This is a genomic window from Thermopolyspora sp. NPDC052614 (assembly GCF_040678635.1).
Lineage (GTDB): Bacteria > Actinomycetota > Actinomycetes > Streptosporangiales > Streptosporangiaceae > Thermopolyspora.
Map to the genome: position 1 here is coordinate 275,768 of NZ_JBFATZ010000009.1, position 23,299 is coordinate 299,066.

Consider the following 23,299-nt stretch of genomic DNA (forward strand, 5'->3'; position numbering starts at 1 on the left):
CATTGAAGTGAACGCTCCACTCGTGTCCCTCCTGCAGGAGATGCTTGTGTGTGTCGCTGGACGATGACTATGCGGTTGCATAATCGGCGACGTACACGGGTCCGCCTTCATGTGTCAGTCGAAGTTATTTCGCTGGCGCACGAGATTCGCGATCGCGAGAATTTTTGGGCGACCAGCGGCCTTGAAGGACAAACCATGGCGGAATATCTCTGGGATCCAATACTGATCTTCCTCGCGAAAGACAACGCCATTGGCGGCCAGGATCTCCAGATCTTCGTTTGACAGTCCCACCGATTCAGAGCTGAATGGGATTCGCTTCTGATCTGTGCCCAGGCTGTCTAGACGCTTGAGGAGCTCTCCAACCCGTGGGCTTTCAGCGCTGATGGCTTCAACCTTCTCTCGGCTGCATTGGACGAGCGCGTTTCTCATCGCTGCGGGCGTGAGTAGGCGGTCAGTCCAACGAGTGTCCGTCAACGATTGAGCCGCCGATTCTTTGAGGAAGGTGACAATATCCCGAGCTTGGATTTGTCCATTGAAGTCTGAAAGTGCAGCAAGGAACCACCCATCCGACCGGGCTTCACGGGAACGAAGTGATCCCATCTTCTCTCCCCATACCGGAAGCAGTCGCTTGCTGAGGTCTTGATCTCTTGCCGATACGACTTCTTTCGAGGACAGCCCAGGTAGTGCACCAGATCGTTGAGCGACCCAAAGGGCGAGTCGCATGGCTTCAGATGGATTCCACCTCAGCTCATACTCGCTATACTTGGCGAAGAACTGCCCATAGTTCTGCCGGATGGCCGCCTGTACGAGGTCTCGCCGCACGAAGATAACGAGGCCAAGTGGTCGACCTCGGAGGCTGCGCAACCACTCGAGGCAGTCGACCAAAAGGACACGTAGTGCCTGCCGTTGGGCCAGGTCCTGGGAGAAATCCTGGAGTAGATCCTCCAACCCATCGATGAGGAAAATTCTGCTGCCGGCCTGGCCGAAGTCGGCCAACTTCTGCTCGACATCTTCCGTGGTAGCGTCGATTCCAACAGCCTGAGCCATGCATCTCAGCCAGATCCGCCGCCACTGTAGGTCGGTCAGCTTCGAACGCAGCGCCTCGTCGATCAGATCCCGCATTTTAAGTTGGCTTGCGGGCTCCGCCTCTGCAGTGGCGGAGGCGCCACGTTGTATCTCGCTAACGCGGTCGAGGGTGGCGTTGTTGAGATTCTTTGATACGAATACAGGCACGAGTGGTGCGTCTAGAGAAACGCCTTCAACCCCAACGTCCCGCGCATAAGTCGCCCAGGTTCTGCGGAAACACATCTGGATCTGTGTGAAGGTTTTCCCTGAACCTTTGGCACCCACCACCACGCAAAGTGGTGGTTCTGTCCTATGCGAGATCAGCAGATTTCGGAGCGATTCTGTCGGAAGGAAAGCCGTGTCGTCCGCTGTCTCGGCGTAAACCAGTCGCCGAGCGAAGTCGCTAAGAGTCTCCCGGAGAGAAGTGATGTCACTTTTCGCTGTAATCCGAAGTGATTCGTCAGCGTATGCTTCGTCGGTGAGCGTCAGTTCGGTCGGAGGGATGAGCCCTTCTGCAAGCGGTGAAAGTACTTCGGTGAGTTGGTGGCGTCGAGTTAGCTCAACTACTTCTTCCCATGAGCTAGGAAGTGCTAGGAGTCGTTCCTGGAAGACACTGAAGACCGGCTCCAAGATGAGGTCACTATCGACCGTCCGGTCCTCCCCTGTCTGTGGGCGAGGTTCGAGAGTTTTGGAGATCTTGTCGCGGAGCAAGGCCGCAGCCCTAGTTGCCAGATCTCCATGCCCATGCTCTCGAAACTGCGTTATGACCGCTACGCTTGCCGGGTCATCGTCCCGGCTGGGTGCGCGCCGGCCGAGCTCCTCGATGGTACGAAGGGTGCCGAGAAGCGACTGACTGCTGATAGTAGTGACAAAAATGCGTTGCACTCGTGGGTCTAACAGGACAGGAGCCGCGAGTTCGCTGCTGCCTGCGCGTAGATCAATTAGGACCGTCTGCGCCTCCAACCGGCAAGCAAGCTCGGCGAAAGACTCGGTCAAGTAATACATCGACCGGTCAGGAGTCAGGAGATCGGTAGGTTCGAGTCGTGGCGGTGCGATATCCAAGCGGGAACGCCGCGTAGGCATGACGATGACATTGTCTAGAGCCTGGTTCGGGAGGTAGGCCGCGCCTAGAGTAATCGCGTCGTTGGGACGGCCGTCCTCGGAGGAGTGCAGAAGTGCCAGGAAGTCCTCGAAGCTGAAGTCAACCCGCCTGCCTTGCGAGGTGAACATCCAGGTGATGCCGGGAGCTTCCAGGTCGGCGTCTACGAGGAGTACTCGATGTCCTCGCTGAGCGATCGCATCGGCAAGAGCCACACCGTGCAGGGTGCGTCCTACTCCACCTTTGAAGGAGTGGAGAGCAGCGATTCGTACACTGCCCGGGAACGGGCTTTGTGGGGAAGGCAAAGGCTGGCCAAGGGCGCGCACGATTCGTCGCTCCCGCCATCTGGGCTCCCTCCTCGGGGTATCGCTCTCTCGCTGGGAGATGGTGATCGGAAGCAATCTCGTGGAGGGATGTCCAGGTACGTCGTCCAGTCGGAGGGCGTTACCCCCCTGATACTGGGTGATCGAGCCCACGCCGAACTTCTCGCTCAGCCAGGACAAGGCCTCCTCCGGAGGCGTCTGCGGATCGATCGTTACCTCGAGTCCGTCCCAGAAGGCATCGCACTCATGGAGCCACAGCGGCCACTGGTTTCGCTCCGCGAGAGTCGCCAAGTGGGCGTCCACGTCCACCCAGGTGTAGAGGCGCTCCGGGACCGCAGTCTCCTGATCCGGCATGATCATGCCCTCAATTCTCGTCGACACCACTCCAGCAGGTCACGCAGCGCAATGAGAGCTTGTTCCTCGTGTTCCTTTCGGAGGGCGTGGCCATAGCGCCAAGCCTGATGTAGATCGCGGAACTCTACCTGCGCCGCTTGCTGATGATGGCTCGCACAGCGTTGCATCCGAGCACACAGATTTGGGGGCAAACGCAGTTCCTTAGCGAGCCGCTGCAGGTCGTGGCTCCTCAGGTGCTCGGCAAGCTGCCCTGTAGATCTCAGCCTGAGGCGGTCGAGCAGCGCCGCCTTCAGGCCACACTCAACACCGTAGAAGAGCAGCAGAGCTGCTGGAGGACTCTCAATGATGGAGTCAGCGGCCTGCTTGTGAGCGAGAAGACTTGCGCGGAGCTGATTTTTGCCGACGTCTACGGGCACAGCGAGGGATTTTACGAGACTGCTCGCCGTGGCGGACCGCTAACGGAACATAACCATGGCGATGGCCTCGTCGGCTGTGGCCACGGCGGTCAGAGCATTGATCGAAATTTGTGCATCTGACGAGAAAATGCGTACATTCCCGAATCATTTGATCATAGTGTCCGAGATAAGTCCAACTCGGCAGGCATGTCCGCGCCGGTAATCACCCGGCTCACCGAGCAGTGGAAGACCGAGCAGCGTGCTTTAGCCGCCCGCGACCTGTCGGAGGTGGACTACGTATACCTGTGGGCCGAAGGCGTGCCCATTCGGGGTACGACGAACTCGACGATCTCGTTGTAGACCAACTCGACGATCTGCTCCATCAGCTCGGCCTTGTCGGCGAAGCGGTAAGATCAACGGTCGTGGGCATAAGGTGCTGCGGCACCCTGACGTCGGCCTGATCACCGTGCAGTTCGAGATGCTCATGCCCCTGCAGGATCCCGACCAGCGGTTGATGATCTGCCGCGCCGCGGACGAGGAGAGCCAGTCGGCGCTGGACCGGTTGTGCGCACGGTGATCTCTCACCGCACCCCGCCGGTACGGCCGGGCCGCCGGTCGCGGGAAAAGTCCTAGCCCTCGGCGGGCGTCAACGTCCCCCGCACGATGGCCTGGGCGATGCCATGCACGGTCTGCTCGGTGATGTGACCGGGCGGGGCGGTCACCAGCGTGAACAGTGCGCCGCCGTAGAGGGTGATCAGGGTGGGGATCTTCTCCGGTGGGATCGGCAGGTTGAGGTCGGCGTGGTGACCGGCGGTCAGGCTGATCGAGGTGTCCTGCAGGGCCGCGAGGGCTGAGGCGAGCGCCGGTCGTCGTACGGCCTCCAGTCGTAGTTCGAAGATGGCGAGGTAGCGGGTGCGAAGGGTGGTCGCCGCTTCGAGCAAGGAGGTGGCGAGCAGGCCCGCGATGTGCTCGGTGATGTCCGGCGGAGGGCCCGCCGTGTCCGTGTGCCGTCGGCCGATCCTGTCCATGTCGGCGTGGTGCAGCTCGACGATGCGCTCCGCGGCGGCCACCAGGAGTGCCTCCCGGCTGCGGAAGTAATTCGACGCCGTTCCCTGGGGGAGGCCGGCGGCCTTCTCGACCGCGCGATGGGTCAGCCCGTGTACGCCGGAGGCCGCCAGCAGTTCGATCGCGGCGTCCATCAGCGCTCGGCGGCGGCCTGGGTTCGTGGGTGGCACCCGACCATGGTATGACGGTAGTCGTACTAGGACGATCGTAGTGGATCGTCGAGGGCGGTCGGACAAGGTGGTTGACGCGCATGCGGGTCGCGGTGGTGGGTGCGGGGCTGGGCGGGGTGGCGGCAGCGGTGGGGCTGCATCGGCAGGGGCACGAGGTGTCGCTGTACGAGCGCGGGGCGGAGCTTCGGGAGGCGGGGACCGCCGTCGTCGTCATGCCGAACGGCATCCGGGCGCTGGATGAGCTCGGGCTGGGCGACTACGTCCGCGGTCAGGCCGTGAGCGCCGGCAGCGGCGGATTGCGGGACCGGCGCGGGCGGCCGTTGCTGGTCACCGACGCGGTCCAGGCGCAGCGGACGATCGGGCCGACCGCCTGCGTGAGCCGGGCCGAGCTGCACCGGGCGCTGCGTGCGGCGCTGCCCGCCGACCTGGTGCGTACGGCGACGCCGATCCAGCGGCTGGAGCCTCACGACGCCGGAGTGACCGTGATCAGCGACGACCGGCCCGTGGCCACCGCCGACGCGGTGATCGCGGCCGACGGCATCGGCAGCACCCTGCGCGGCCTGCTGTTCCCCGAACACCCCGGACTGCGGCGGGTGGGCCGGGTGGACCTGCGCGGCATGCTGCCCAGGCCGGCGCACCTGGACGTGACCGACCTGCTGACCGCCATCGTGGTCGACCGGCGCACCGGCGCCATGTTCGGCCTGTTCCCGGTCGGCGAGAACGACCTGTACTGGTTCACCGATTCCGCACTCCACGGCCCACCACCCGAGCCCGCCGTGGCCCGCCACCAGATGCTGGACCTGATGGCCGACTGGCACCCGGCCATCCCGGCCCTTATCGAGGCCACCCCGCCCGCCGACATCTACGTCGACGCGATCGCCCGCCTGGCCGAGCCACTGCCCGCCTTCGCGATCGGCGCGACCGCCCTGCTCGGCGACGCCGCCCACGCCATGACCCCCGACCTCGGCCAGGGCGCCAGCCAGGCCTTCGAGGACGCGGCGGCGCTGACCCGGCATCTGACCGGCGCCACCCCGGCCGACGTCGCCGAGCGGCTGCTCCGCTACGACGCCGAACGCCGCCCCCGCACCAGCCGCCTGATGACGGCGTCGTCCCGCCAGTCGTGGCTGATGTCGCGAACCGGCGCCATCGCCTGGCTACGCGACACCGCGCTCCGCGCGACACCGCGCCGCCTCGCCACCCGGCGGCTCGCCGCCATGTGGCGGGCCTAGCGCACCGTAATCCGACCGGCCTCAACCGATTCGGCTATGGGGTGCGCCGCAGAGCATGCCAGCGCATCCCGTCCGCTTTGGCGTAGCGCTCTGCCAAGGAGAGCCACTGGGCGTACATTTCGCGCGCTCCAGGCTGCAGGCGCGGAGAGCCGGTTCCCGGCCCGCCGCGCGCAGGACGCTAGGCGACCTTACCCGAGGGGGCCTTCCAGGTGTTGCACGCGCCAGGGCGGCCCTTGGCGTACCCCTGGGTGAACCAGTAGAGGCGGTTGGCGGGCTTGCCGTGCCAGCGGAACCGCTTGAGTTCCTTGGGGGATTCGGCGGTGAGCAGGGGCTTCCAGTTCTTGGCGGAGCGGCCCAGGCTCTTCATGGAGACCGCGCCGAGGCAGTCGGCCTGGAGGTAGAAGCGGTGGGTCTGCTCCTGTAGTTCGTCGCCCTTCTGGTTGTGCGGCAGTTCGTCGAAGGCTTTGCTGATGCCCTTCTGAGCCTGCATGAACCCGGCGTACGCCCTGGTGATCTCGACGAGGATGGCGGTGTCGCTCTTCGCCTTGATCCAGTCGGACTTGAGCTGCACCTGGAGGCCGCGCAGGCACACGGTGGCGAAGGACTCGGCGATTTTCATGCCGGTCAGGCAATATCCGCCCTCGCCGGCGGAGTCCGTAATCTCCACGTCGGCGGGCGTGAAATCCTTCGTCGTCTTGCCCCAGGCGGTGTTCAGGCAGTCGACCACTTTGGTGATGTATTTCTTCGTCGAGGCCTTGGTCCTGCCCTTGGCCGCCTTGCAGGCGATTTTCGGCAGCTTGGCCTGCTTGTAGAGCTCGTTGTGCGTCAGTTCGGGAGCGCCCTTGACCGGGTAGGCGCCAGCTGCGGGCGCGAACGCCAACAACGAGGCGCCGACTCCGGCAGCGGTAACGAATGCGCGGATTTTCATGGTTCGTGATCATATGGGAGACCCGGCTAATACTTGGCCAACATTCCCGTAACATCGATCCGGGCCGAAGCGTACCCTGATGAGTATGTCTGTGGGTTCGGGTCCTATTCGTCGGGTTTTGGGGCTCGGGCAGGCCACCCGATCCTACAGACGAAACAATAGGCGAATGCGCGATCCTCGATATGTCCGCTACATCCGGAAACCGGCGGGCCCGCGCACCGCGGCGGCGGCCAGCTCCTTGACCCGGGCGGCGGATACCGGCACGCCGGGCGCCGCCTGGACCCAGGCCACCAGTTCGTGCACGGTGAGGCCGGACGGCGGCTGTCCCACGTACGGGAAGGCGTACAGCGGGGTGTTGGGCTCGCTGCGCCAGCTCTCCGCCAGCGTGCCGAGGTCCACCGCGTCGAAGCCCAGGGCGTCCAGCAGGTCGGCCACCTCTTCCTTGGCGGCCGGGTCGTCGCCGGACAGCGGCAGAGCGGTGCGGTCGGGTGCGCCGGCCGGGCGGTGCAGGTCCAGCAACTGCTTCGGGCCGATGGAATGCAGCGTCTTCACCACACGGGCGCCGGCGAGGTGGCGCTGCACCAGTTCGCTGGAGGTCAGCTCGTTGCCGTCGAGCTCCGGGACGCTCCACGTGGACGTCGGGGCGTAGTTCATCGGGTCGATCACGGTCTTGCCGGCGAGTTCCGAACGGGGCAGCCGCTCGTGCGCGGCCAACGGCACGGCCGCGAGGACCAGGTCGGCGGCTCGCGCCGCCTCGGCCGGGGTGGCCGCGCGGGCCCGCGGGCCGAGTTCGGCGACGAGGTCGGCCAGGGACTGCGGGCCGCGCGAGTTGCTCAGGATGACGTCGAGACCGGCGTCGACGGCGCGGCGGGCGACCCCGGCGCCGACCATTCCGGAGCCGATGACGCCGAGGGTTGAGGTGCTCACTTCTGCTCTCCATTCGGGTGTTCCACGCGTGGCGGCAACCGGCACGCGGGCCCGCGGCGGCGGGTCCGTGACCCATCACAGCCGCAGCGACCTGCGGAAACAACGATCAGAATCGACTGGCAGCGATCACATCATGTGATAGATCAGAAGGCATGGAACTGAGGGCGCTGCATTACTTCGTGACCGTCGCCGAGGAACTGCACTTCGGCCGCGCGGCGCAACGGCTGCGCATCGTGCAGCCGGCGGTGAGCCAGCAGATCGCCCGGCTCGAACGCGAGCTCGGCGTGCGCCTGCTCCACCGCACGTCACGGACGGTACGGCTGACGCCCGCCGGTGAACGGGTACTCGCCGCGGCCCGAGAGACCCTGGCCGCGGCGGCCCGCGTCCGGGTGGTGGCCGGAGAGCCGGCGACCACCCTGCGGATCGGGGTGGCCTCCTGCGTCACCCCGCGCCTCGACCGAGCGCTGGCCCGCCTGCGCGACGGCGAACGCCCCGCCGAGCCCGAACTGGTCAACCTGCCGGTGACCGCGCGCCTCGACGCCGTCCGCGACGGCGAACTGGACCTGGCGCTGGTCCGCGGCGTGATCACGTCCACGGAGACGACCGTGGTGCGCGCCTGGTCCGAGCCGCTGCACGCGGTGGTGTCCGGCGAACACGCCGCCGCCGGCAAACCCGCGATCAGCCTGCGCGACCTCGACCCGCACGGCCTGCGGCTGCCCGCCCGCCACACCGACCCCCCGCTGCACGACGCGATTCTCGCCGCCCTCCCCGTGGCACCGCCGCGACCGCCCGCCGGGGACCTGCTCAACGTGCTGTACGAGGTGGGCCGGGACCCCGAGGGCTGGACGCTGCTACCGGCCGAACAACTCGCCGGAACCCGCTCCGAACGGGTGCTTCAGGTCCCGCTCGACCCGCCGGTGACCATCGACGGCCACGTCGTGACGTCACTCGCCACGCCGACATCGTGCGTGGCGTCGTACGTGGCCGCCTTCGCGGAATGACCGTCCTGGACGGCCGAGCCGGACCACTGCCGGCACGCCGCAGGGACGGACGGCCTCAGGCGGCCGCCGGACCACGTGCATACGCGCCATCGCCCTCGGACAGCTCGGGTCGCCGACGGTGAGCACGGGTCGCGCTTGGCGTCGTCGCGGGGGGAGGCCATCGCGTGCCGGTACGCCATGACGGCGTCGTCGTTCCGCCCCTGCGGTGACGGAGATCAGTTGACGGGGGCGAAGCGTACGGTCGCCTTCGAGCGACTGATCGAGACGATGCGGATGGAGATGCCGTTCAGGACGCTGACGCCGCCCTTGGTTATCGAAGCGCCACCGGAGACGCCGGGGCCTTTGGCCTTCACCCGCACCGATAGGCCGTGACGCGAGACGGTCAGCCTGGTGAAGCCGAAGCGCTCGGAGATTCTGAAGCTCACCGGCTTCCTCACGGTGATCGTGCAGCGCCCGTCGAAACACTCGCGGAACTTCGGTGCCTGTGCGCCTTCAACGGCCGCCGCGATGGTGCGAGGTTGTGCCTGCTGAGCGGCATGGGCGGGAGCCCCGACAGCCAGGAACGCCAGGAGCGCCAGAAGAGTGGTGGCCTTTCGGCGCATGAAGCCCCCTAGTGCCGTGTGTCTCGCGGTTGAGTCCACCATCAGCATGTGCGCATGGCGGCGGTGGAGCAAGCGCGTTCCCGGTTGTTCGTTTGGGCTTCGGAAATAGCGGCAGCAGAAAACTGCGCGGTCATGCGGCCGCCGGTCGCGTAACGCCTGTGCGTTCGGGTCGGTGGTGGGGCGTCCGCGACATCTGTTCGACCCGGATGGTGAAGTGTCGCGGCTGGGCCGCGGCGATGGACGGTTTGCCCGAACGGCTGCGAGGTCGTGCTCAGAGCGGTCCTGGTCAACCAGGCCGACCACGAAACCGACAGCCTCGCGGCTCACGCCGAGATAATGCTCTCCCTCCTGGCGCGGACGCCGAACGCCCCCTCACTCCCGGCGAACGCGGTATCTTCCTCGAACTGCTGACCCGGCTCACCAAGAGCTGACCACCGCCGCTCACCTGACGACCGGCCAGAAGGCCCCGCCAGGAACCGAACCGGCCCCACGCGCTCGGCCGGGGGCCGGGCCGTCACCGCCCGCGACGACGAACAACCTCTCCGGCGACGACCGGCGCGAGCGGGTTTTCGGTTGCCGAGCCCCATGAGTGACTGATAACTTACACATGAAATATTTTGGTTACACGCAATCCCGAGGGGCGCGTCATGACCGGATCGCACCCGACCGGCGACGACCTCGTGGAGATGCTCGCGGCCCTGGCCAACCCCCTCCGCGTGCTCATCATCGCGAAACTGGCCAACGGCCGCGACTACGTGAGCCACCTAGCACGCGAAATCGGCGTGAGCCGCCCGCTGCTCCACATGCACCTGCGACGGCTGGAGGCCGCCGGCCTGATCGTCGGCACCCTGGAGCTGTCCGAGGACGGCAAGGCGATGAAGTACTACGAGGTCGCCGACTTCAACCTCCACCTCACCGCCTCGACCCTGGCCGAGGCCGCCACAACCCTCACCCGGCCGGACCCGGAGAAGGGTCCCGGACCCAAGGAGCCCTCATGACCCCCTACCTCGCGGTGTGGCCCTCCACCTGGCCCGAAACCGTCTTCCTCCTCGGCGTTCTCCTCTTAGCCACCTTCCTGATCAGCCTCGTCATCGTGGCCGTCTTCGAACACCGCAAGACCCGCCTCGCCGCCTCCCAGGCCGAAGACCTCCGCCAACTCGTCCGCCGCTTCGAGCAACTCGCCGAAAACACCCTCGACGCCCAGCAACGCGCCGCCGCCGACCTCGCCGAACTCCGCTCCCGCACCACCGCCATCGAACAGATCCTCCGCACCGTCGAGTGACACCCGCCCGATGGGCACCGGAGTCAGGACAGCAGGGCCGCCTCCCACAGATGTTCGCGCTCCCGCGTGTATTCGGCGTCGTCGTACCAGATCTTGCCGTGGCCTTCGTGCCACAGGGTGGTCCAGGGCCGGGTGCCCTGCGCCGCCTGGTCACGGAGGAAGTCGTGCATGGAGCGGGTACGGCGGGCCAGCAGCGGAACGAGTTCGCGCCGCTGGGCCTCGCTGAGGCCGTACGCGTCGGCGAAGACGCGGACGCGGTCGGCCGCGTCGGGGCGTTGCCAGGTGGGATGGGCGGAGAGCGGGACGAAGCCGTGGATGGCGTAGGCGAGGTCCCACAGGCGGGTGCCGGGGGCGGCGCAGTCCCAGTCGATGAACATCCAACTCGTCTCGCCGTCGACGACCAGGTTCCAGGGGGCCAGATCGTGGTGGGCGATGATCTCGGCGCCGTCCGCCGGAATGAGCACCTGCCACTGAGCGTCAGGCGGCGGTACGAAGCCCTCCACGGCGTCATGAAAGTCCCTGATCAGCCCCGCGACCCGAGCCAACCGGGGGAGAGGGTCAAGCAGGGCGAAACGATCGGGCCACACGACCTCGCCGGGCGCGAAGCTGAGCACCTCGCGGCCCCGCTCGTCGATGCCGAGCGGACGAGGAGCGCCAGGGAAACCCACCTGCCATAGATGCGTGAGCAGCGCGTGCACGGCCGGAGTCCACGGCCCGCTGGGTCGGCGCACCGTGTCGCCCACACGCACCACACCGTCGCTGACGTTTCCGCCATGAAGAGGCTGCTCGTGCTGCACATATCCAGTGTGCTGCCCGCCCGACGCCTTCATCGCCCGATCTTTGCGATCAACTGAAGGGCGAGTGGCAAGCCGACCTATCCGGGGCGACGAGCGGGCTAACCAGACATCGCCACGCCACGCAGATCGAAGGCCGCCCAGACGACTTTGCCATAAGCCAGACCCAGCTCAGCCGGATCGAGTCGGGGCGACCGGTGCAGGATCTCATCCCTTTGATTCGAAGCACGATGCCGCCGGATTTCAAGCGAGGAGTCGCCTGCTGAGTTCTTCGGGGAGCCTGTCGCGGTTCGCCTTGGTCACCGTCACTGTTTCGACGTACGGCAGGGCCTTGAGCGCGTCGGTTACCGGGTGTGGCCGCTCATGGACGGTGGCGACGAGTGGGATGTCGGCGGTGAAGAGTACGTTGAGCCGGGCGACGAAAGGCTGTGAAAGCAACTCCATCATGCCGATCTCGTCGAGGATGACGATGGCGTCGGGGGTGGAAAGCGCGTGCTCGATCGCAGGCAGGGCGATGCGCTCGAAGGCCGCGATGTCCACCCGGTAACGACCGACGCGAGGGCCCGAGTTTCGGTCGATGTGGGCCAGGACGGCCCCGGGACCGCCGATTTCAGTGACCATGAAGCCGAGGCGAGCGCCCTCTTCGCGTATCTCATCGGTGAGAAAGCCGCGTACCGGCGCCTCGGCCTCGCGGAGCGTCTCGGCCAGTCGGCGGACCAATGTGGTCTTGCCGGTTCGGGGAGGCGCGGTGAGCAGGATGTGGATACGGCGCATATCGGTACGACCTTCATGAGGTGGCGGCATGCCTCGGCGCTTGTGCGCCTCGCTCCAGATTGAGCATTGCCGTCGGGCACCGAATCGAACGGGTTGGGGCGGCGATTGCCGAGATGCGGGTTCGATCCCCGCTGGGCGTAGCCCCTGGGGGGCGCTCCTTTTCGGGCGCTGATCACCCGATCCGATGCGTCCGGCCCGCGAGTCCGGCCCGGTTCGCCCGGTACGCGCGTCGGCCGGGCTCATCTCTGCCGCGTTCGCGTCCGTGGTCGGCACGGTTCTGGGAGGTCCAGGAGGGGGCGGCCGTACGCGCGATGCCAGGCGTACGGCCGCTGCGCCCCAGTCAGGTGGCGAGGAACCGTTCGTGGAAGACGTGCTCCTCGGGCACGATCCCGGCGACGGCGCGCGTCACCGCGTCCACCATTGGCGGCGGGCCGCAGATGTATATATCTGGAATATCTCCCAGCTCGCTGAGGGCCGCCGCCACCGCGTCCGCCGGTGTGCCCGAGCGCCCCGACCACGACTCGCCCGGCCGCCAGACGCACACCTCGTACTCGAATCCCGGCAACTCGTCCGCCACCGCGTCGAGCTCAGCCAGCCCGAATACGTCCGGCTCCTCGTTCACGCCGAGGAACAGCCGTGCCGGATGCGGCTCCTGCCATTCGGCCATGTGGCGCACCATGGACAGCAGCGGTGCCAGCCCGGTGCCCCCGGCCACGAACCAGCGGGGCCGCAGGCCGGTCTCCCGCAGCCCGAACGCTCCCTGCGGGCCGTGCACGATCAGCCGTGCCCCGGCCTGGGCACGCTCCCGCAGATACCCGGAGAACGCACCGTCGGGCCGCAACCGGATGTAGAACTCCAGCAGGCCTTCCCAGTTGCCGGTGTTGGCGAGCGAGTAGGCCCGCTTCACCTCTTCCCCGGGCACCTCCAGCTCGACGAACTGACCGGGCTCGAACTGGCAGTCAAGACCGGCCTCGCCGTCCTCCTCCAGCCGCAGTTCCAGCCGCACCGTCTCCCGCGCCACCTCCTCCAGCGCGGTGATCACGCCCTCGCGCACCGGGATGCCGCCGTACAGGATCCTCGACGACTCGTACGGCAGCGCCACCGACAGCGGCCCGCACGGCACCGTACGGCACAGCAGCACCTCGCCGCGCACCCGACGCTCCTCGGGCAGCGCCGCCGCCGCGTACGACTCCAGCTCGTACCCGCCGTCGAGGACGGACGCGTGGCAGGACCCGCAGGTGCCGCTTCGGCATGAGGACGGCAACGCCGCCCCGGCCTCCCGCGCCGCCTCAAGCACGTTCTGCCCGGGCGCGCACGCGATCTCCAGGCGCTCCCCGTCGCTGGTGGTGAGCGTCACCGCATGCCCTTGTGCGGCGGCGGCCACCCCCGCCTCGGCGATCGACGTCATGCCCGCTCCAAGGCGTTCGCGAGATCCTTCTCCACGTCTCCGACCTTTCGCAGCCCGAACCGCTCGACGAGCTCGTCCACGAGTGCCGGGGTGAGGAACGCGGGCAGTTCCGGCCCGATGTGGATCCCTCGCAACCCGAGCGCCAGCAGCGTGAGCAGCACGGCGATCGCCTTCTGCTCGGTCCACGCGAGCGCGAGCGTCAGCGGCAGCTCGTTGATGTCGCACTCGAACGCGTCCGCCAGGGCTGTGGCGATCTTGATGGCCGAGTAGGAGTCGTTGCACTGTCCGACGTCGAGCAGTCGCGGAATGCCGCCGATCTCTCCGAAGTCGTGCCAGTTGAATCGGTACTTGGCGCATCCCAGGGTCAGGATGACGGTGTCCTGCGGCGCCGCGAGCGCCAGGTCGCCGTAGTAGTCCCGTCCCGGCGTGGGACCGTCGCAGCCGCCGATGAGGAAGAAGTGGCGGATCGCGCCCTTTCGCACCGCCTCCACCACCTGGTCGGATACGGCGAGCACGCTGTCGCGCCCGAACCCGACGGTGATGTACTGCTCCTCGCCGTCCTCCGCGAACCCCGGCAGCGCCTGTGCGGCCCGGATCAGCGGCGCGAAGTCGTGGTCGGCGATGTGCCGCACCCCCGGCCATCCCACCGGTCCGGCGGTGAAGATTCGCCGCCGGTAGCTCGCGTGCGGCTCGATGATGCAGTTCGACGTCATCAGAATCGGCCCGGGGAACGCCGCGAACTCCCGCTGCTGGTCGTGCCAGGCCCCGCCGTAGTTGCCCACCAGGTGCGGGTACGCCTTCAGCAGCGGATAGGCGTGCGCGGGCAGCATCTCGCCGTGCGTGTAGACGTTGATCCCGGTGTCCTTGGTCTGCTCAAGCAGGGCGGCCAGGTCGCGCAGGTCGTGTCCGCTGACCAGGATCGCCTTGCCCGCCACCGGCGTGATCCGTACGGCGGTGGGCTGCTGTGCCCCGAACGTCCCGGTGTTCGCCGCGTCGAGCGTCTCGATGACCTTGAGGTTGAGCCGCCCGAGCCCGAGCGCCCCTTCCAGCAGCGCGCCCGCGTCCGTCGGCTCCTCCGCCAGGTACGCCAGCGCGTCCTCGATGCCGGCGAACACGTCGGCCCGCCGATGGCCGAGCACGTTCGCGTGGTAGGCGTACGCGCAAATGCCCTTCAACGCGTACAGGTGCAGCGCCCGCAGCCCGACGATGTCCGGCCCGACGATCTCGATGCCCTTGCGCACGCCCTCGGCCGCCGCCTGCCGCCCCAGCCCGTCCTGGTCGGCCGCGGGCTCCCAGGCGGCGGGCCCGGTCAGGGTCTCCGGCTCCAGGCCGTGCGCCCGCGCGGCCTCCTCGTACCGGCGGCGGACCCGGTCCCGTACGGCCGCCGCCTCCCGCAGCAGCCCGCCGAACCGGGTCGGGTTGAAGTTGACGTTGGTGAGCGTGGTGAAGACCGCGTAGAGGATGAACTCGGTCGCCTCGTCGTCGGGCGCGCCCAGGGCGCGGGCCCTGGAGGCGTACTGCGCGATGCCCTTGACCGCGTGCAGCAGCAGATCCTGCAGGTCGGACGTGATCGCGTCCTTGCCGCAGTTGCCGACCGGGCCGCCGCACCCGGCGATCGTGCCGGTGCGATCGGTCTGCTCGCATTGGTAACAGAACACGCCGTTCTCCCGTGAGTAGTAGTCGCCTTGCGAGCGAGATACTTCAGCGGAGACGGCCCGTTTTCCTTGACGCGGGTCAACCGGCGGCGTCGAGGGGCGGCATTGTGGCCGAACTCACGGCCAGCTCCAGCCGACCTTCCAGCTTCGGCACGTCGTGCAGCGTGATCCGGCGCCCCTCCACGCTGATCAGCCCTTCGTCGGACAGGTCGCGCAGCACCCGGGACAGCGTCTCGGGCGCGATGTTCAGCCGCGAGGCGAGCACGTGCTTGCGGGTCGGCAGCGTGACGACCCGCTCGTCCGCGGTGCCGCCGACGAGCGCCGCCTCGGCGAGCAGGAAGCCCACGACCCGCTGGATGGCCGAGCGCAGCGAGTACGCCTCGACGTCGCGGATGAGGCGGCGCAGCCGTACCGCCATGTTGGCCAGCAGCCGCCGCGCGAACGACGGATCCCGGTCGAGCAGGTCGAGCACGGCCTTGCTGGACACCGCGAGCAGCGTCGTGCCGACGAGCGCCGTCGCCGTGACCGGGTACCGCAGCCCGTCGAAGACCACGGCCTCGCCGAAACTCTCCCGCACGGTGACGATCTCCACGACCTTCTCGGCTCCGTCCGCCGTGGAGACGGACAGCTGCATCTGGCCGCGCAGCACGAAGAAGAAGCCGCGGACCGGGTCCCCCTGGTGGAACAGGATCTCGCCCCTGTGCAGCTCGGTGATGTGGGAACCGGCAGTGACGATCTCCATTTGCTCCGGCGTGAGCCCCGAGAAAAGCGGCAACCGAGCCAAAAGATCGATCAGCCCCACTTCGCTCCTTCCCACGTCTTCGAGGCTATCGCGCCCTACCTTCGGCACCTCCATCGGTCGGTACGGCGCCGCCCGCGTACGGCGGGGCGGAGCATGGCGTCCGTCGTGCGTCCGCCGAGGTGGCGGCGGAGACGAGAGCGGCCCGACGGAAATCGCCCGATGAAATGATTTGGGCGATCCCGCGACATGTGGCGGTCGATCGGCCATGGAATGTCGTGCCCGGCCTGAACCGCGTCAAATGGATCCGGAGGACGGTCGGCCCGATACATATCGGGGATTAGTGCTTGGGAGAGGGGGGAGGTCTGCCCCGACGTGTGCGCCCGGGATTGATCTCGGGCGCTTTTACGGAAACGTTTGCGATGCCCTTGATTCGCGCGTTTACGGCTCGACCGGATAGGTTCAACCGGTTCAATTCTGGGTTACATACCAGCAGGTCACGCCCATGTGGGCCATCCATGGTACCCGATTCGAACGGCATGCGACTAGCTGGCTCTACGCTCTCGCGCTGCTTTCCGTGACCGTTGGGCGACTGAGGTGGCTTGTGGAGCGGGCTAAATTAATTTAATTCTGCATCGAATGGGACCGAACGAAGGTTGGCACCGCAAACCATCTGGGGCGGATCGAGAATCTGACCAATTGCATGACATCCGTTGTCATGAATCGCCAATTGTGGTTTGTCAGGACGGTCGGATATCACTTGGGTGTCAGTCACAACCGGAGGAGGTAACACCATGTCCCGTAAGTACTGGGCGGGGGCGGCGATCGTCGCGGCGACCCTGACCGTGTTCGCGCAGCCGGCTCTCGCGTCGGCGGAGTCCTGTTGCCGGGCTCCGAAGGGAGCGGTCTCCGAGGTCGAGGCCTCCACCAACCTGCACCCCAAGGCCGTCGTCACCGGCTTGCAGCCCAAGGGGGTGATCTCCGCGATGGCGGCCTCCGCGGCCGTCGCTCCGGCGGGCGACGGATGCTTCTGGGGATGCAAGATCAACTGATCGAGTGAAAGCCGGAGCCATGACAATGGCCTGGACCGAATGCGCGGCCGGAACCGGGCGGGGGCGGAGCCTGCCGAGTGATCACGTGTGCGGTCCGGTCGTCCGGCGATGAATGACCCGATGGCGTGGGCAAACGGAGGAGGCCCACGCCATCGGGGTCGGTCGCGTACGCCCGTCCGCCGCACCGGCTCCCGGAACCCGATGCGGCGGACTCGGCGCGGCACCGCCGAACCCGGCCGTGACTCCCCGGAGTCCGCGGCTGGAGGCGGGGTCAGAGCACCGCCCCCGAGCCGTCCCGCGGTCGCGGCGCCCGGCGCTTGGGCGGCCCCGGCGGCGGCTGCTTGCTGACCCGCTCCAGCTCGATCGCCGCCGGCCCGGCCACGAACGACGACGACGCCGTGCCGACCACGATGCCGATGATCAGCGCGATCGCGAAGTCCCGCAGCGACGACCCGCCGAAGATCGCCAGAGCGATCAGGATGAACAGCGCGCCGAGACCGGTGTTGACGGTGCGCGGCACGGTCTGCAGGATCGCCCGGTTGACCAGCGTGCCGAACGCCGTGCGCCGTTCAAGACCCCACATCTCCCGGACCCGGTCGAACACCACCACCTTGTCGTTCACCGAGTACCCGATGATGGTGAGCATCGCGGCGAGGAAGATGCCGTCGATCGGCTTGCCCAGCCAGGCGAACGTGCCCACGACCGCCGCCACGTCCACCACCAGGGCGAGCACCGCCGCCGTGCCGAACGTCCAGCGGAACCGGGCCGCGAGGTACAGCAGTTGCGCCGCGAGCGCCACCAGCAGCGCGATGAGCGCGTTGCGCCGCAGCTCCTCGCCGAGGCTCGGCCCGATCAGCTCGTCGCGCACCTTGCTCACGTCGCCCACCCGCGCGTCGAGCGCCCGCTCGATCGCGACCACCTCGTCGGAGCCGATCTGCCCGGTCCGTACGGAGATGGCGTCGCCGGACGCCTGCACGACCGCGTTCGGATACCCGGCGTCGCTGAGCACCCGCCGCGCCTGCGCGGTGTCGACGGCGTGGCTCGTGGTGAACTCGACGATCCGCCCGCCGGTGAACTCGATGCCGAAGTTCAGCCCCCGCAGGACGATCCCGGCGACGGCGGCCACGATGATCAGCCCGCCGATCGCGAGCCACAGCCGTCCCCGGCGCATGAGGTTGGGGTTGCGACCGGTCACCCAGGTCCGCACCCGCCCCACGCTGCCGAGCCCGGACGTCCCGGGCCGCAGCCGCCCGATCATCGGCTGGGCGAGCGCCCGGGTGATGAGCATCGCCGAGACCAGCGAGGCGAGCACGCCGATGGCGAGCGTGACGCCGAAGCCGCGCACCGGCCCGGAGGCGAGCCAGAACAGCAGCGCCGCGGCGAGCAGGGTGGTGATGTTGGAGTCGGCGATGGCGCTCCAGGCGTTTTTGAACCCCCGGTCCAGGGCCCACCCCAGGCCGCGTTTGGGGTTCTCGCCGTACTCCTCCCTGGCCCGCTCGAACACCAGCACGTTGGCGTCGACGGCCATGCCGATGGCGAGCACGAAACCGGCGAGTCCCGGCAGGGTGAGCGTCGCCCCGAAGGCCACCAGCGCCGCGTACGAGATCAGCCCGTAGCAGGCGAGCGCGACCGCCGCCGCGAGCCCGACCAGGCGGTAGACCAGGATGATGAACAGCGCCGTCACGATCACGCCGGCGACGCCGGCCTCGGCGCTGGCCTCGATCGCCTCCGCGCCGAGCGTCGGCCCGAGGGTGCGCTGCTCGATCAGCTTCAGCGGCACCGGCAGCGCGCCGCCCTTGATCAGCACGGCGAGGTCCTGCGCCTCCTGTTGAGTGAAATTGCCGGTGATCTGCGTGCCTCCGCCGGTGATGCCGACCTTGCAGGGCACCGACTCGTTCACCTGCGGCGAGGAGATGATCTCCTTGTCGAGCACGATGGCGACCCGGCGCCTGGGGTCGCCCGGGCCGACGCAGGCGGCCGTGCCGGTGAGCTGCTGCCAGGCCCGCGCGTCGCGGAACTCGACGGAGACGAAGTTGCCGATGCCCTGCCGTACGTCGGTCCCGGCGGCGGCGTCGGTGACTCCGTCGCCGGTGATCACGGCGGGGCCGAGCTTGAGCCGCTGCCCCTTCTCGTCGGGGAGCGCGTCCTTGTCGCCGGGCTCGGCGAGGCCCTCGACGGCGTGGAAGGTGAGCTGCGCGGTCCGGCCGATGACCTGGGCGGCCTGGCGCGGGTCGAGCACCCCCGGCAGCTCGACGATGATCCGCCGCTCGCCGGAGCGGACCAGCGTCGGATCGACCACGCCGAGCGCGTCCGCGCGCCTGCGCAGTACGTCCAGGGCGCGGTCGGTGGCCGCGGCGTCGGCCTTGACGGTGGGGGCGTCGCGGGTTTCGAAGACCAGCTGGGTGCCGCCGCGCAGGTCGAGCCCCAACCGCGGCGACATGGTGAACGCGAGTACCGCGGCGGTCGCGACGACGACGAACGCGGCCACCGCGCGCCACAACGGCGCACGTGACATGGGAAGCCTCCACAGGCTTTGTCGATGGTGAAAGGGACGTCAGCGTGTGGAGGGGCCCGGCGGGGCGCGGGCGGGGGCGACCGAGCGCCCCGGGTCGGCGGGGACGACCTGCCGCCCGGTCTCGACGCGTGCCGCGTGTGTCCGCCGTACGGGCCAGGATCCGGTGGAGAGCACGGCGGCGGAGCCGCCCGTGACATGCGCGCCGCCGCCCGCCTGCACGGTGGGCAGCGCGCCGTTGTACGGGGGCGGGGCCAGCGCGAGTTCGTGCGACGCCGACGGCGCCTTGGCGACGGCCGGCGCGGCGTCGTCCGCGTGCCATCCGGCGCCCGTGAGCACGCATGCCAGCAGCAGCAGTACGGCGGGCACCCTGCTGCGCACGCGTCCTCCCGGGTCCTTACGGCTGACGGTACCCCCATCGGCGGTCGCCCACCGGTCGTCGTCGTGCGTTTGCCGCGCCCTTACGTGCTTACGTGCGGTATGGGGCGATTCGCGGCGGTCGCCAGGGCGGCCGACCGCCCGGTCGTCCCGGGTACGCCAGGGAAGCACGCCGAAATCGGGCATTGCCGACAGAGAGCGCGTCAGCGTAGTTTCCAAGCATGGCCGTCGTTCACCCGCCGCGCGTGGCGTGGCTCGGTGCCCGTGTCTTCGTCGCGGCGGCGAACGCCGAAACCTACTGGTGGCTCAGCGAGATGCTCGGACGCTACCTCGGCCTCATGTTCGAGCTGTACCTGACCGACACCCGGCGGCGGCTGCAGCGCACGGGCGAGACGTACGCCGAGATCGGCATCTGGCGCACCTACCTCGGCGACCTTCTGGAAGACCGCCCCGAGTTGCAGCCGGTCATCCTGCAGCTGATCGACGAGACGGAGGCGCGGCTGCCCAGGTGAGCCGCCGCGCCGCGTACGGCCCCCGCGGGGTCAGCCGCGCAGCCCGCGGAAGAACTCGCGGACGTCGGAGATGAGCAGCTCCGGCACCTCCAGGGCGGCGAAGTGGCCGCCGCGGTCGAACTCGGTCCAGTGGGTGATCGTGTTCGTGCGCTCCGCCCACCGGCGGATCGGGTGGACGATGTCGTGCGGGAATATCGCGACGCCGGTGGGGACCGGGGAACGGCCGGGCGACGGGCGGTTGTGCGCGGCCTCGTAGTAGATGCGGGCCGAGGACCCGGCGGTGTTGGTGAGCCAGTAGAGCATCACGTTCGTGAGGATGGTGTCGCGGTCGACCGCCTCCTCCGGGAGGTCCTTGCAGTCGGTCCACTCCTTGAACTTCTCCACGATCCAGGCGAGTTGCCCGACGGGGGAGTCCGCCAGGCCGTACGCGAGGGTCTGCGGCCGAGTGGACTGGATCTTGTTGTAGCCGGACAGCTCCTGGTCGTAGTGCCTGCGGCGGTCCAGCCGGGTCTTCTCGTCCTCGGTGAGCTCCTCGATCTCGCCGGGCGCGCCGCTGGGGAAGGGGGGCAGGAAGTTCAGGTGTACGCCGATGACGTGCTCCGGGGCGGCCAGGCCCAGCTCGCGGGAGATGAACGAGCCCCAGTCGCCGCCCTGCGCGCCGTACCGGTCGTAGCCGAGCCGGCGCATCAGCTCGGCCCAGGCGCGGGCGACCCGGGCCGCTCCCCAGCCGGGGCCCTGACGCGGCCCGGAGAACCCGTAGCCGGGGATCGACGGCAGGACCAGGTGGAAGGCGTCGGCCGGGTCGCCGCCGTGCGCGGCGGGATCGGTGAGCGGGCCGATGATGTCGAGGAACTCGACGATCGAGCCCGGCCAGCCGTGGGTGACGATCAGCGGCATGGCGCCGGGTTCGGGGGAGCGGACGTGCAGGAAGTGCACGTCCGCGCCGTCGATCGTGGTCAGGTACTGGGGGAACGCGTTGATCCGCGCCTCCTGCGCCCGCCAGTCGTAGGACGTGCGCCAGTACTCGGCCAGTTCCTTGAGGTAGTCGAGCGGCACGCCGTACGACCACCCCGCGTCCAGTGGCTCCGGCCACCGGGTACGGCCGAGCCGCTCCCGTAGATCGTCGAGATCGGCCTGCGGAATCTCGATGCGGAACGGCCGGATCTCCGAACCGGCCCCCGCGTTCACGTCACCTGCTCCGCCGTTGCTCATGTCTCCGCCGTCCGTGCTGTCCGTTATGTCCCGTCCAGCCTGCCAGACCGTCGTCCTCGGCGCAGCAGGCCATTGCCCACGCACGGGGACTTCATACCTACAGGACGCCTACGGGACGACGGGGCCGAGGTTGACGTTGAACATGCCGTTCGGGTCGATCTCCTTCTTGACGCGCAGCAGCCGCTCGCGGTCCTCCGCGGGCCACGCCGCGAACGCCCCGGGCCGCGCCGCCGCCCCCTGGAAGTTCACCAGGGTGGCCGGGGAGCGGAACGGCTCCACGGCGTCGATCACGCTCGCCACGACGGCGGGCACGATCTCGGCCAGTTCCGGCAGCATCGGCGCGATGCACAGCAGCGAGAAGGCGCCCTCCCTGCCGGTCACGGCGTTGGGCACGGCGGCCGGTCGGCTCAGCGCGCCGCCGAGCAGCCGCAGCTCCGCCATGATCAGCGGCAGGTCGATCTCGGGCCCGGCGGTGGCGAGGATCGCGTCCACCGCCTCCGGCGGCAGGTCCTTGAGCACGACGCCCGCCTCGTGGGACGGCATCGGCTCGACCGGGTCCATGTGGATGGAGTCGACGGCGGCGTACGGCATGCGGCCCACGCCGTCGATCAGCGCGGGAGCGAGCGCGCGCATCGGCGCGAGGAGCCGCGCGCCCTCCTCGTCCGAGCCGAGGTGGGCGAAGCGCAGGTGCACCACGGTCCGGCCGCGCAGGACCTCCGGCAGCGTCGGCATCGGGGGAAGGCGCAGCAGCGCGACCGACGCGGTGGCCTCCTCGGGCAGCGTCGGCGCCCACGTCCGGAAGGCGTGCAGCACGTCGGCCGCGGCCTCGGCCGGGAAGAAGATTCCGCCGCCGTACAGGTGGGAGACCGGCACGAGGTCCACCTCCATCGCCGTGACGACGCCGAAGTGGCTCTTGCCGGCGCCGCGCAGCGCCCAGAACAGCTCGGGGTCGCGCAGGGAGTCAACCCGGCGGACGCGACCGTCCGCGGTCACGATCTCCAGGGCGCGTACGTGGTCGGCGCAGAAGCCGTAGCGGCGGGCGAGGGAGCCCATGCCGCCGCCGAGCGCGTAGCCCACCGCGCCGACGTCGGACGCCGAGCCGTTGAGCGGGGCCAGGCCGTACGGGGCCGTCGCCTCGATCACCCGGGCCCACTTCACGCCCGCGCCGATCCGCGCCGTGCGGGCCACCGGATCGACGGACAGCTCGGCCAGGCGGCGCGTGGTGATCAGGACGCAGTCGGTGGCGGGGGAGAGGGCGCCGTGACCGGTCGCCTGCACGGTCACCTTCTTGTGGTGGCGCGCGGCCCAGCGGACCGCCTCCGCCACGTCGTCGGCGCAGGTCGCCCCGACGACGAGGTCGGGCCGGTGGACGGTCGCGACGTTCCAGGCGGCGATCTCCTCGGCGAAGCCGGGGTCGGCGGGCATGAGCACCGGGCCGGCCACGCGGGCGGCCAGTTCGGCGACGGCGTCGTACGTCAGGGCGGGCATGACAGTCTCCTTTGCAATGTCGCCGACCAAGAGTCAAGATTCATGTCAGATTCCTGACCCTGGCGGAGCGACTCGTGCGATCCGTGGGGTTCCGGGCGCTCCCGCCGCTCGCGGACCCGGCCTGCCGTGGTCCGGGCGGCACACGCGCGCCGTCAGCCGACGGCGGCCGTGCGCGCCGGACGCCGGTGGACGGCGCGATGCGGGAGCGACCCGGGGCGCCGATCTCGCGGCGCCTCACGCAAAGACGATGTCAGCACCCACTTGTACGCGACTTGGATCGGGCACAAACGCCGCTTGTTGTCCGCTAGTTGCGGATAAATCCCTTTGAGACTGGT

General features: G+C 68.6%; 23 protein-coding genes. 9 read left to right on the plus strand and 14 right to left on the minus strand.

Annotated elements, in window-relative coordinates; all coding sequences use genetic code 11:
- Positions 1 to 114: 114 nt before the first annotated feature.
- Positions 115 to 2,847 carry an AAA family ATPase gene (locus AB0K60_RS21305; RefSeq protein ID WP_364057447.1) on the minus strand — a complete coding sequence of 911 codons (2,733 nt, stop codon included), beginning with the start codon at positions 2,845 to 2,847 and terminating at the stop codon, positions 115 to 117.
- A gap of 131 nt (positions 2,848 to 2,978) precedes the next feature.
- Between AB0K60_RS21305 and AB0K60_RS21310 the strand changes: the two genes are divergently transcribed.
- The 3 genes from AB0K60_RS21310 (at position 2,979) to AB0K60_RS21320 (ending at position 3,813) form a co-directional block, all read left to right on the plus strand.
- Entirely contained in the window at positions 2,979 to 3,377 is a 399-nt protein-coding gene (locus tag AB0K60_RS21310; RefSeq protein ID WP_364057450.1) for a hypothetical protein, read from the plus strand.
- 66 nt (positions 3,378 to 3,443) lie between these two features.
- Complete coding sequence (locus AB0K60_RS21315; RefSeq protein ID WP_364057453.1) at positions 3,444 to 3,596, plus strand: hypothetical protein; 153 nt, start codon at positions 3,444 to 3,446, stop codon at positions 3,594 to 3,596.
- 52 nt (positions 3,597 to 3,648) lie between these two features.
- Positions 3,649 to 3,813: a hypothetical protein gene (locus AB0K60_RS21320; protein ID WP_364057635.1), complete on the plus strand. Its 165-nt coding sequence runs from the start codon at positions 3,649 to 3,651 to the stop codon at positions 3,811 to 3,813.
- Positions 3,814 to 3,865: 52 nt separating this feature from the next.
- On the opposite strand, the gene AB0K60_RS21325 is transcribed toward AB0K60_RS21320, so the two are convergent.
- On the minus strand, positions 3,866 to 4,471 hold the full coding sequence (locus AB0K60_RS21325) for a TetR family transcriptional regulator (RefSeq protein ID WP_364057456.1): 606 nt from the start codon (positions 4,469 to 4,471) through the stop codon (positions 3,866 to 3,868).
- An 80-nt stretch (positions 4,472 to 4,551) separates the two neighbouring features.
- Between AB0K60_RS21325 and AB0K60_RS21330 the strand changes: the two genes are divergently transcribed.
- On the plus strand, positions 4,552 to 5,700 hold the full coding sequence (locus tag AB0K60_RS21330; RefSeq protein WP_364057459.1) for an FAD-dependent monooxygenase: 1,149 nt from the start codon (positions 4,552 to 4,554) through the stop codon (positions 5,698 to 5,700).
- A gap of 178 nt (positions 5,701 to 5,878) precedes the next feature.
- Here the strand turns inward: AB0K60_RS21330 and AB0K60_RS21335 are convergent, their stop codons facing one another.
- Complete coding sequence (locus AB0K60_RS21335; RefSeq protein WP_364057462.1) at positions 5,879 to 6,628, minus strand: hypothetical protein; 750 nt, start codon at positions 6,626 to 6,628, stop codon at positions 5,879 to 5,881.
- Between the two features lie 189 nt (positions 6,629 to 6,817).
- Positions 6,818 to 7,555 (minus strand): NAD(P)-binding domain-containing protein, encoded by a 738-nt coding sequence (locus AB0K60_RS21340; protein ID WP_364057465.1) that lies wholly within the window; start codon positions 7,553 to 7,555, stop codon positions 6,818 to 6,820.
- A gap of 152 nt (positions 7,556 to 7,707) precedes the next feature.
- On the opposite strand from AB0K60_RS21340, the gene AB0K60_RS21345 reads away from it, so the two are divergent.
- Positions 7,708 to 8,556, plus strand: coding sequence for a LysR family transcriptional regulator (locus AB0K60_RS21345; protein ID WP_364057468.1), 849 nt, complete (start codon positions 7,708 to 7,710; stop codon positions 8,554 to 8,556).
- A 215-nt stretch (positions 8,557 to 8,771) separates the two neighbouring features.
- On the opposite strand, the gene AB0K60_RS21350 is transcribed toward AB0K60_RS21345, so the two are convergent.
- Positions 8,772 to 9,206 carry a hypothetical protein gene (locus tag AB0K60_RS21350; protein ID WP_364057471.1) on the minus strand — a complete coding sequence of 145 codons (435 nt, stop codon included), beginning with the start codon at positions 9,204 to 9,206 and terminating at the stop codon, positions 8,772 to 8,774.
- A 599-nt stretch (positions 9,207 to 9,805) separates the two neighbouring features.
- Here AB0K60_RS21350 and AB0K60_RS21355 point away from each other — a divergent pair.
- Both AB0K60_RS21355 and AB0K60_RS21360 read left to right on the plus strand, forming a co-directional pair.
- The gene (locus AB0K60_RS21355; protein WP_364057474.1) at positions 9,806 to 10,156 is read left to right on the plus strand and encodes a winged helix-turn-helix domain-containing protein; all 351 of its coding nucleotides are present in this window, start codon (positions 9,806 to 9,808) and stop codon (positions 10,154 to 10,156) included.
- On the plus strand, positions 10,153 to 10,440 hold the full coding sequence (locus AB0K60_RS21360; RefSeq protein ID WP_364057477.1) for a hypothetical protein: 288 nt from the start codon (positions 10,153 to 10,155) through the stop codon (positions 10,438 to 10,440). The genes AB0K60_RS21355 and AB0K60_RS21360 overlap by 4 nt, the downstream gene beginning before the upstream one ends.
- Before the next feature lie 23 nt (positions 10,441 to 10,463).
- On the opposite strand, the gene AB0K60_RS21365 is transcribed toward AB0K60_RS21360, so the two are convergent.
- The 5 genes from AB0K60_RS21365 to AB0K60_RS21385 all read right to left on the minus strand — a co-directional run bounded on the left by AB0K60_RS21365 (position 10,464) and on the right by AB0K60_RS21385 (position 15,813).
- Complete coding sequence (locus AB0K60_RS21365) at positions 10,464 to 11,183, minus strand: phosphotransferase (protein ID WP_364057481.1); 720 nt, start codon at positions 11,181 to 11,183, stop codon at positions 10,464 to 10,466.
- A gap of 294 nt (positions 11,184 to 11,477) precedes the next feature.
- The gene (locus tag AB0K60_RS21370; RefSeq protein ID WP_364057484.1) at positions 11,478 to 12,008 is read right to left on the minus strand and encodes a nucleoside-triphosphatase; all 531 of its coding nucleotides are present in this window, start codon (positions 12,006 to 12,008) and stop codon (positions 11,478 to 11,480) included.
- A gap of 340 nt (positions 12,009 to 12,348) precedes the next feature.
- A complete protein-coding gene (locus AB0K60_RS21375; protein WP_364057487.1) occupies positions 12,349 to 13,416 on the minus strand; it encodes a 2Fe-2S iron-sulfur cluster binding domain-containing protein in 1,068 nt (355 codons plus the stop codon).
- The gene (hcp, locus tag AB0K60_RS21380; RefSeq protein WP_364057490.1) at positions 13,413 to 15,074 is read right to left on the minus strand and encodes a hydroxylamine reductase; all 1,662 of its coding nucleotides are present in this window, start codon (positions 15,072 to 15,074) and stop codon (positions 13,413 to 13,415) included. The genes AB0K60_RS21375 and hcp overlap by 4 nt, the downstream gene beginning before the upstream one ends.
- A 76-nt stretch (positions 15,075 to 15,150) precedes the next feature.
- Complete coding sequence (locus AB0K60_RS21385) at positions 15,151 to 15,813, minus strand: Crp/Fnr family transcriptional regulator (RefSeq protein ID WP_364057493.1); 663 nt, start codon at positions 15,811 to 15,813, stop codon at positions 15,151 to 15,153.
- A gap of 791 nt (positions 15,814 to 16,604) precedes the next feature.
- On the opposite strand from AB0K60_RS21385, the gene AB0K60_RS21390 reads away from it, so the two are divergent.
- Complete coding sequence (locus AB0K60_RS21390) at positions 16,605 to 16,862, plus strand: hypothetical protein (RefSeq protein ID WP_364057496.1); 258 nt, start codon at positions 16,605 to 16,607, stop codon at positions 16,860 to 16,862.
- A gap of 271 nt (positions 16,863 to 17,133) precedes the next feature.
- Here AB0K60_RS21390 and secD read toward each other — a convergent pair whose 3' ends face one another.
- On the minus strand, positions 17,134 to 19,377 hold the full coding sequence (gene secD / locus AB0K60_RS21395) for a protein translocase subunit SecD (RefSeq protein WP_364057499.1): 2,244 nt from the start codon (positions 19,375 to 19,377) through the stop codon (positions 17,134 to 17,136).
- Positions 19,378 to 19,416: 39 nt separating this feature from the next.
- The gene (locus AB0K60_RS21400; protein ID WP_364057502.1) at positions 19,417 to 19,755 is read right to left on the minus strand and encodes a hypothetical protein; all 339 of its coding nucleotides are present in this window, start codon (positions 19,753 to 19,755) and stop codon (positions 19,417 to 19,419) included.
- Positions 19,756 to 19,973: 218 nt separating this feature from the next.
- On the opposite strand from AB0K60_RS21400, the gene AB0K60_RS21405 reads away from it, so the two are divergent.
- A complete protein-coding gene (locus AB0K60_RS21405) occupies positions 19,974 to 20,264 on the plus strand; it encodes a hypothetical protein (RefSeq protein ID WP_364057505.1) in 291 nt (96 codons plus the stop codon).
- Between the two features lie 30 nt (positions 20,265 to 20,294).
- On the opposite strand, the gene AB0K60_RS21410 is transcribed toward AB0K60_RS21405, so the two are convergent.
- Both AB0K60_RS21410 and AB0K60_RS21415 read right to left on the minus strand, forming a co-directional pair.
- On the minus strand, positions 20,295 to 21,476 hold the full coding sequence (locus AB0K60_RS21410) for an epoxide hydrolase family protein (protein WP_364057508.1): 1,182 nt from the start codon (positions 21,474 to 21,476) through the stop codon (positions 20,295 to 20,297).
- Between the two features lie 108 nt (positions 21,477 to 21,584).
- Positions 21,585 to 22,964 (minus strand): FAD-binding oxidoreductase, encoded by a 1,380-nt coding sequence (locus AB0K60_RS21415; RefSeq protein WP_364057511.1) that lies wholly within the window; start codon positions 22,962 to 22,964, stop codon positions 21,585 to 21,587.
- Positions 22,965 to 23,299: the final 335 nt, after the last annotated feature.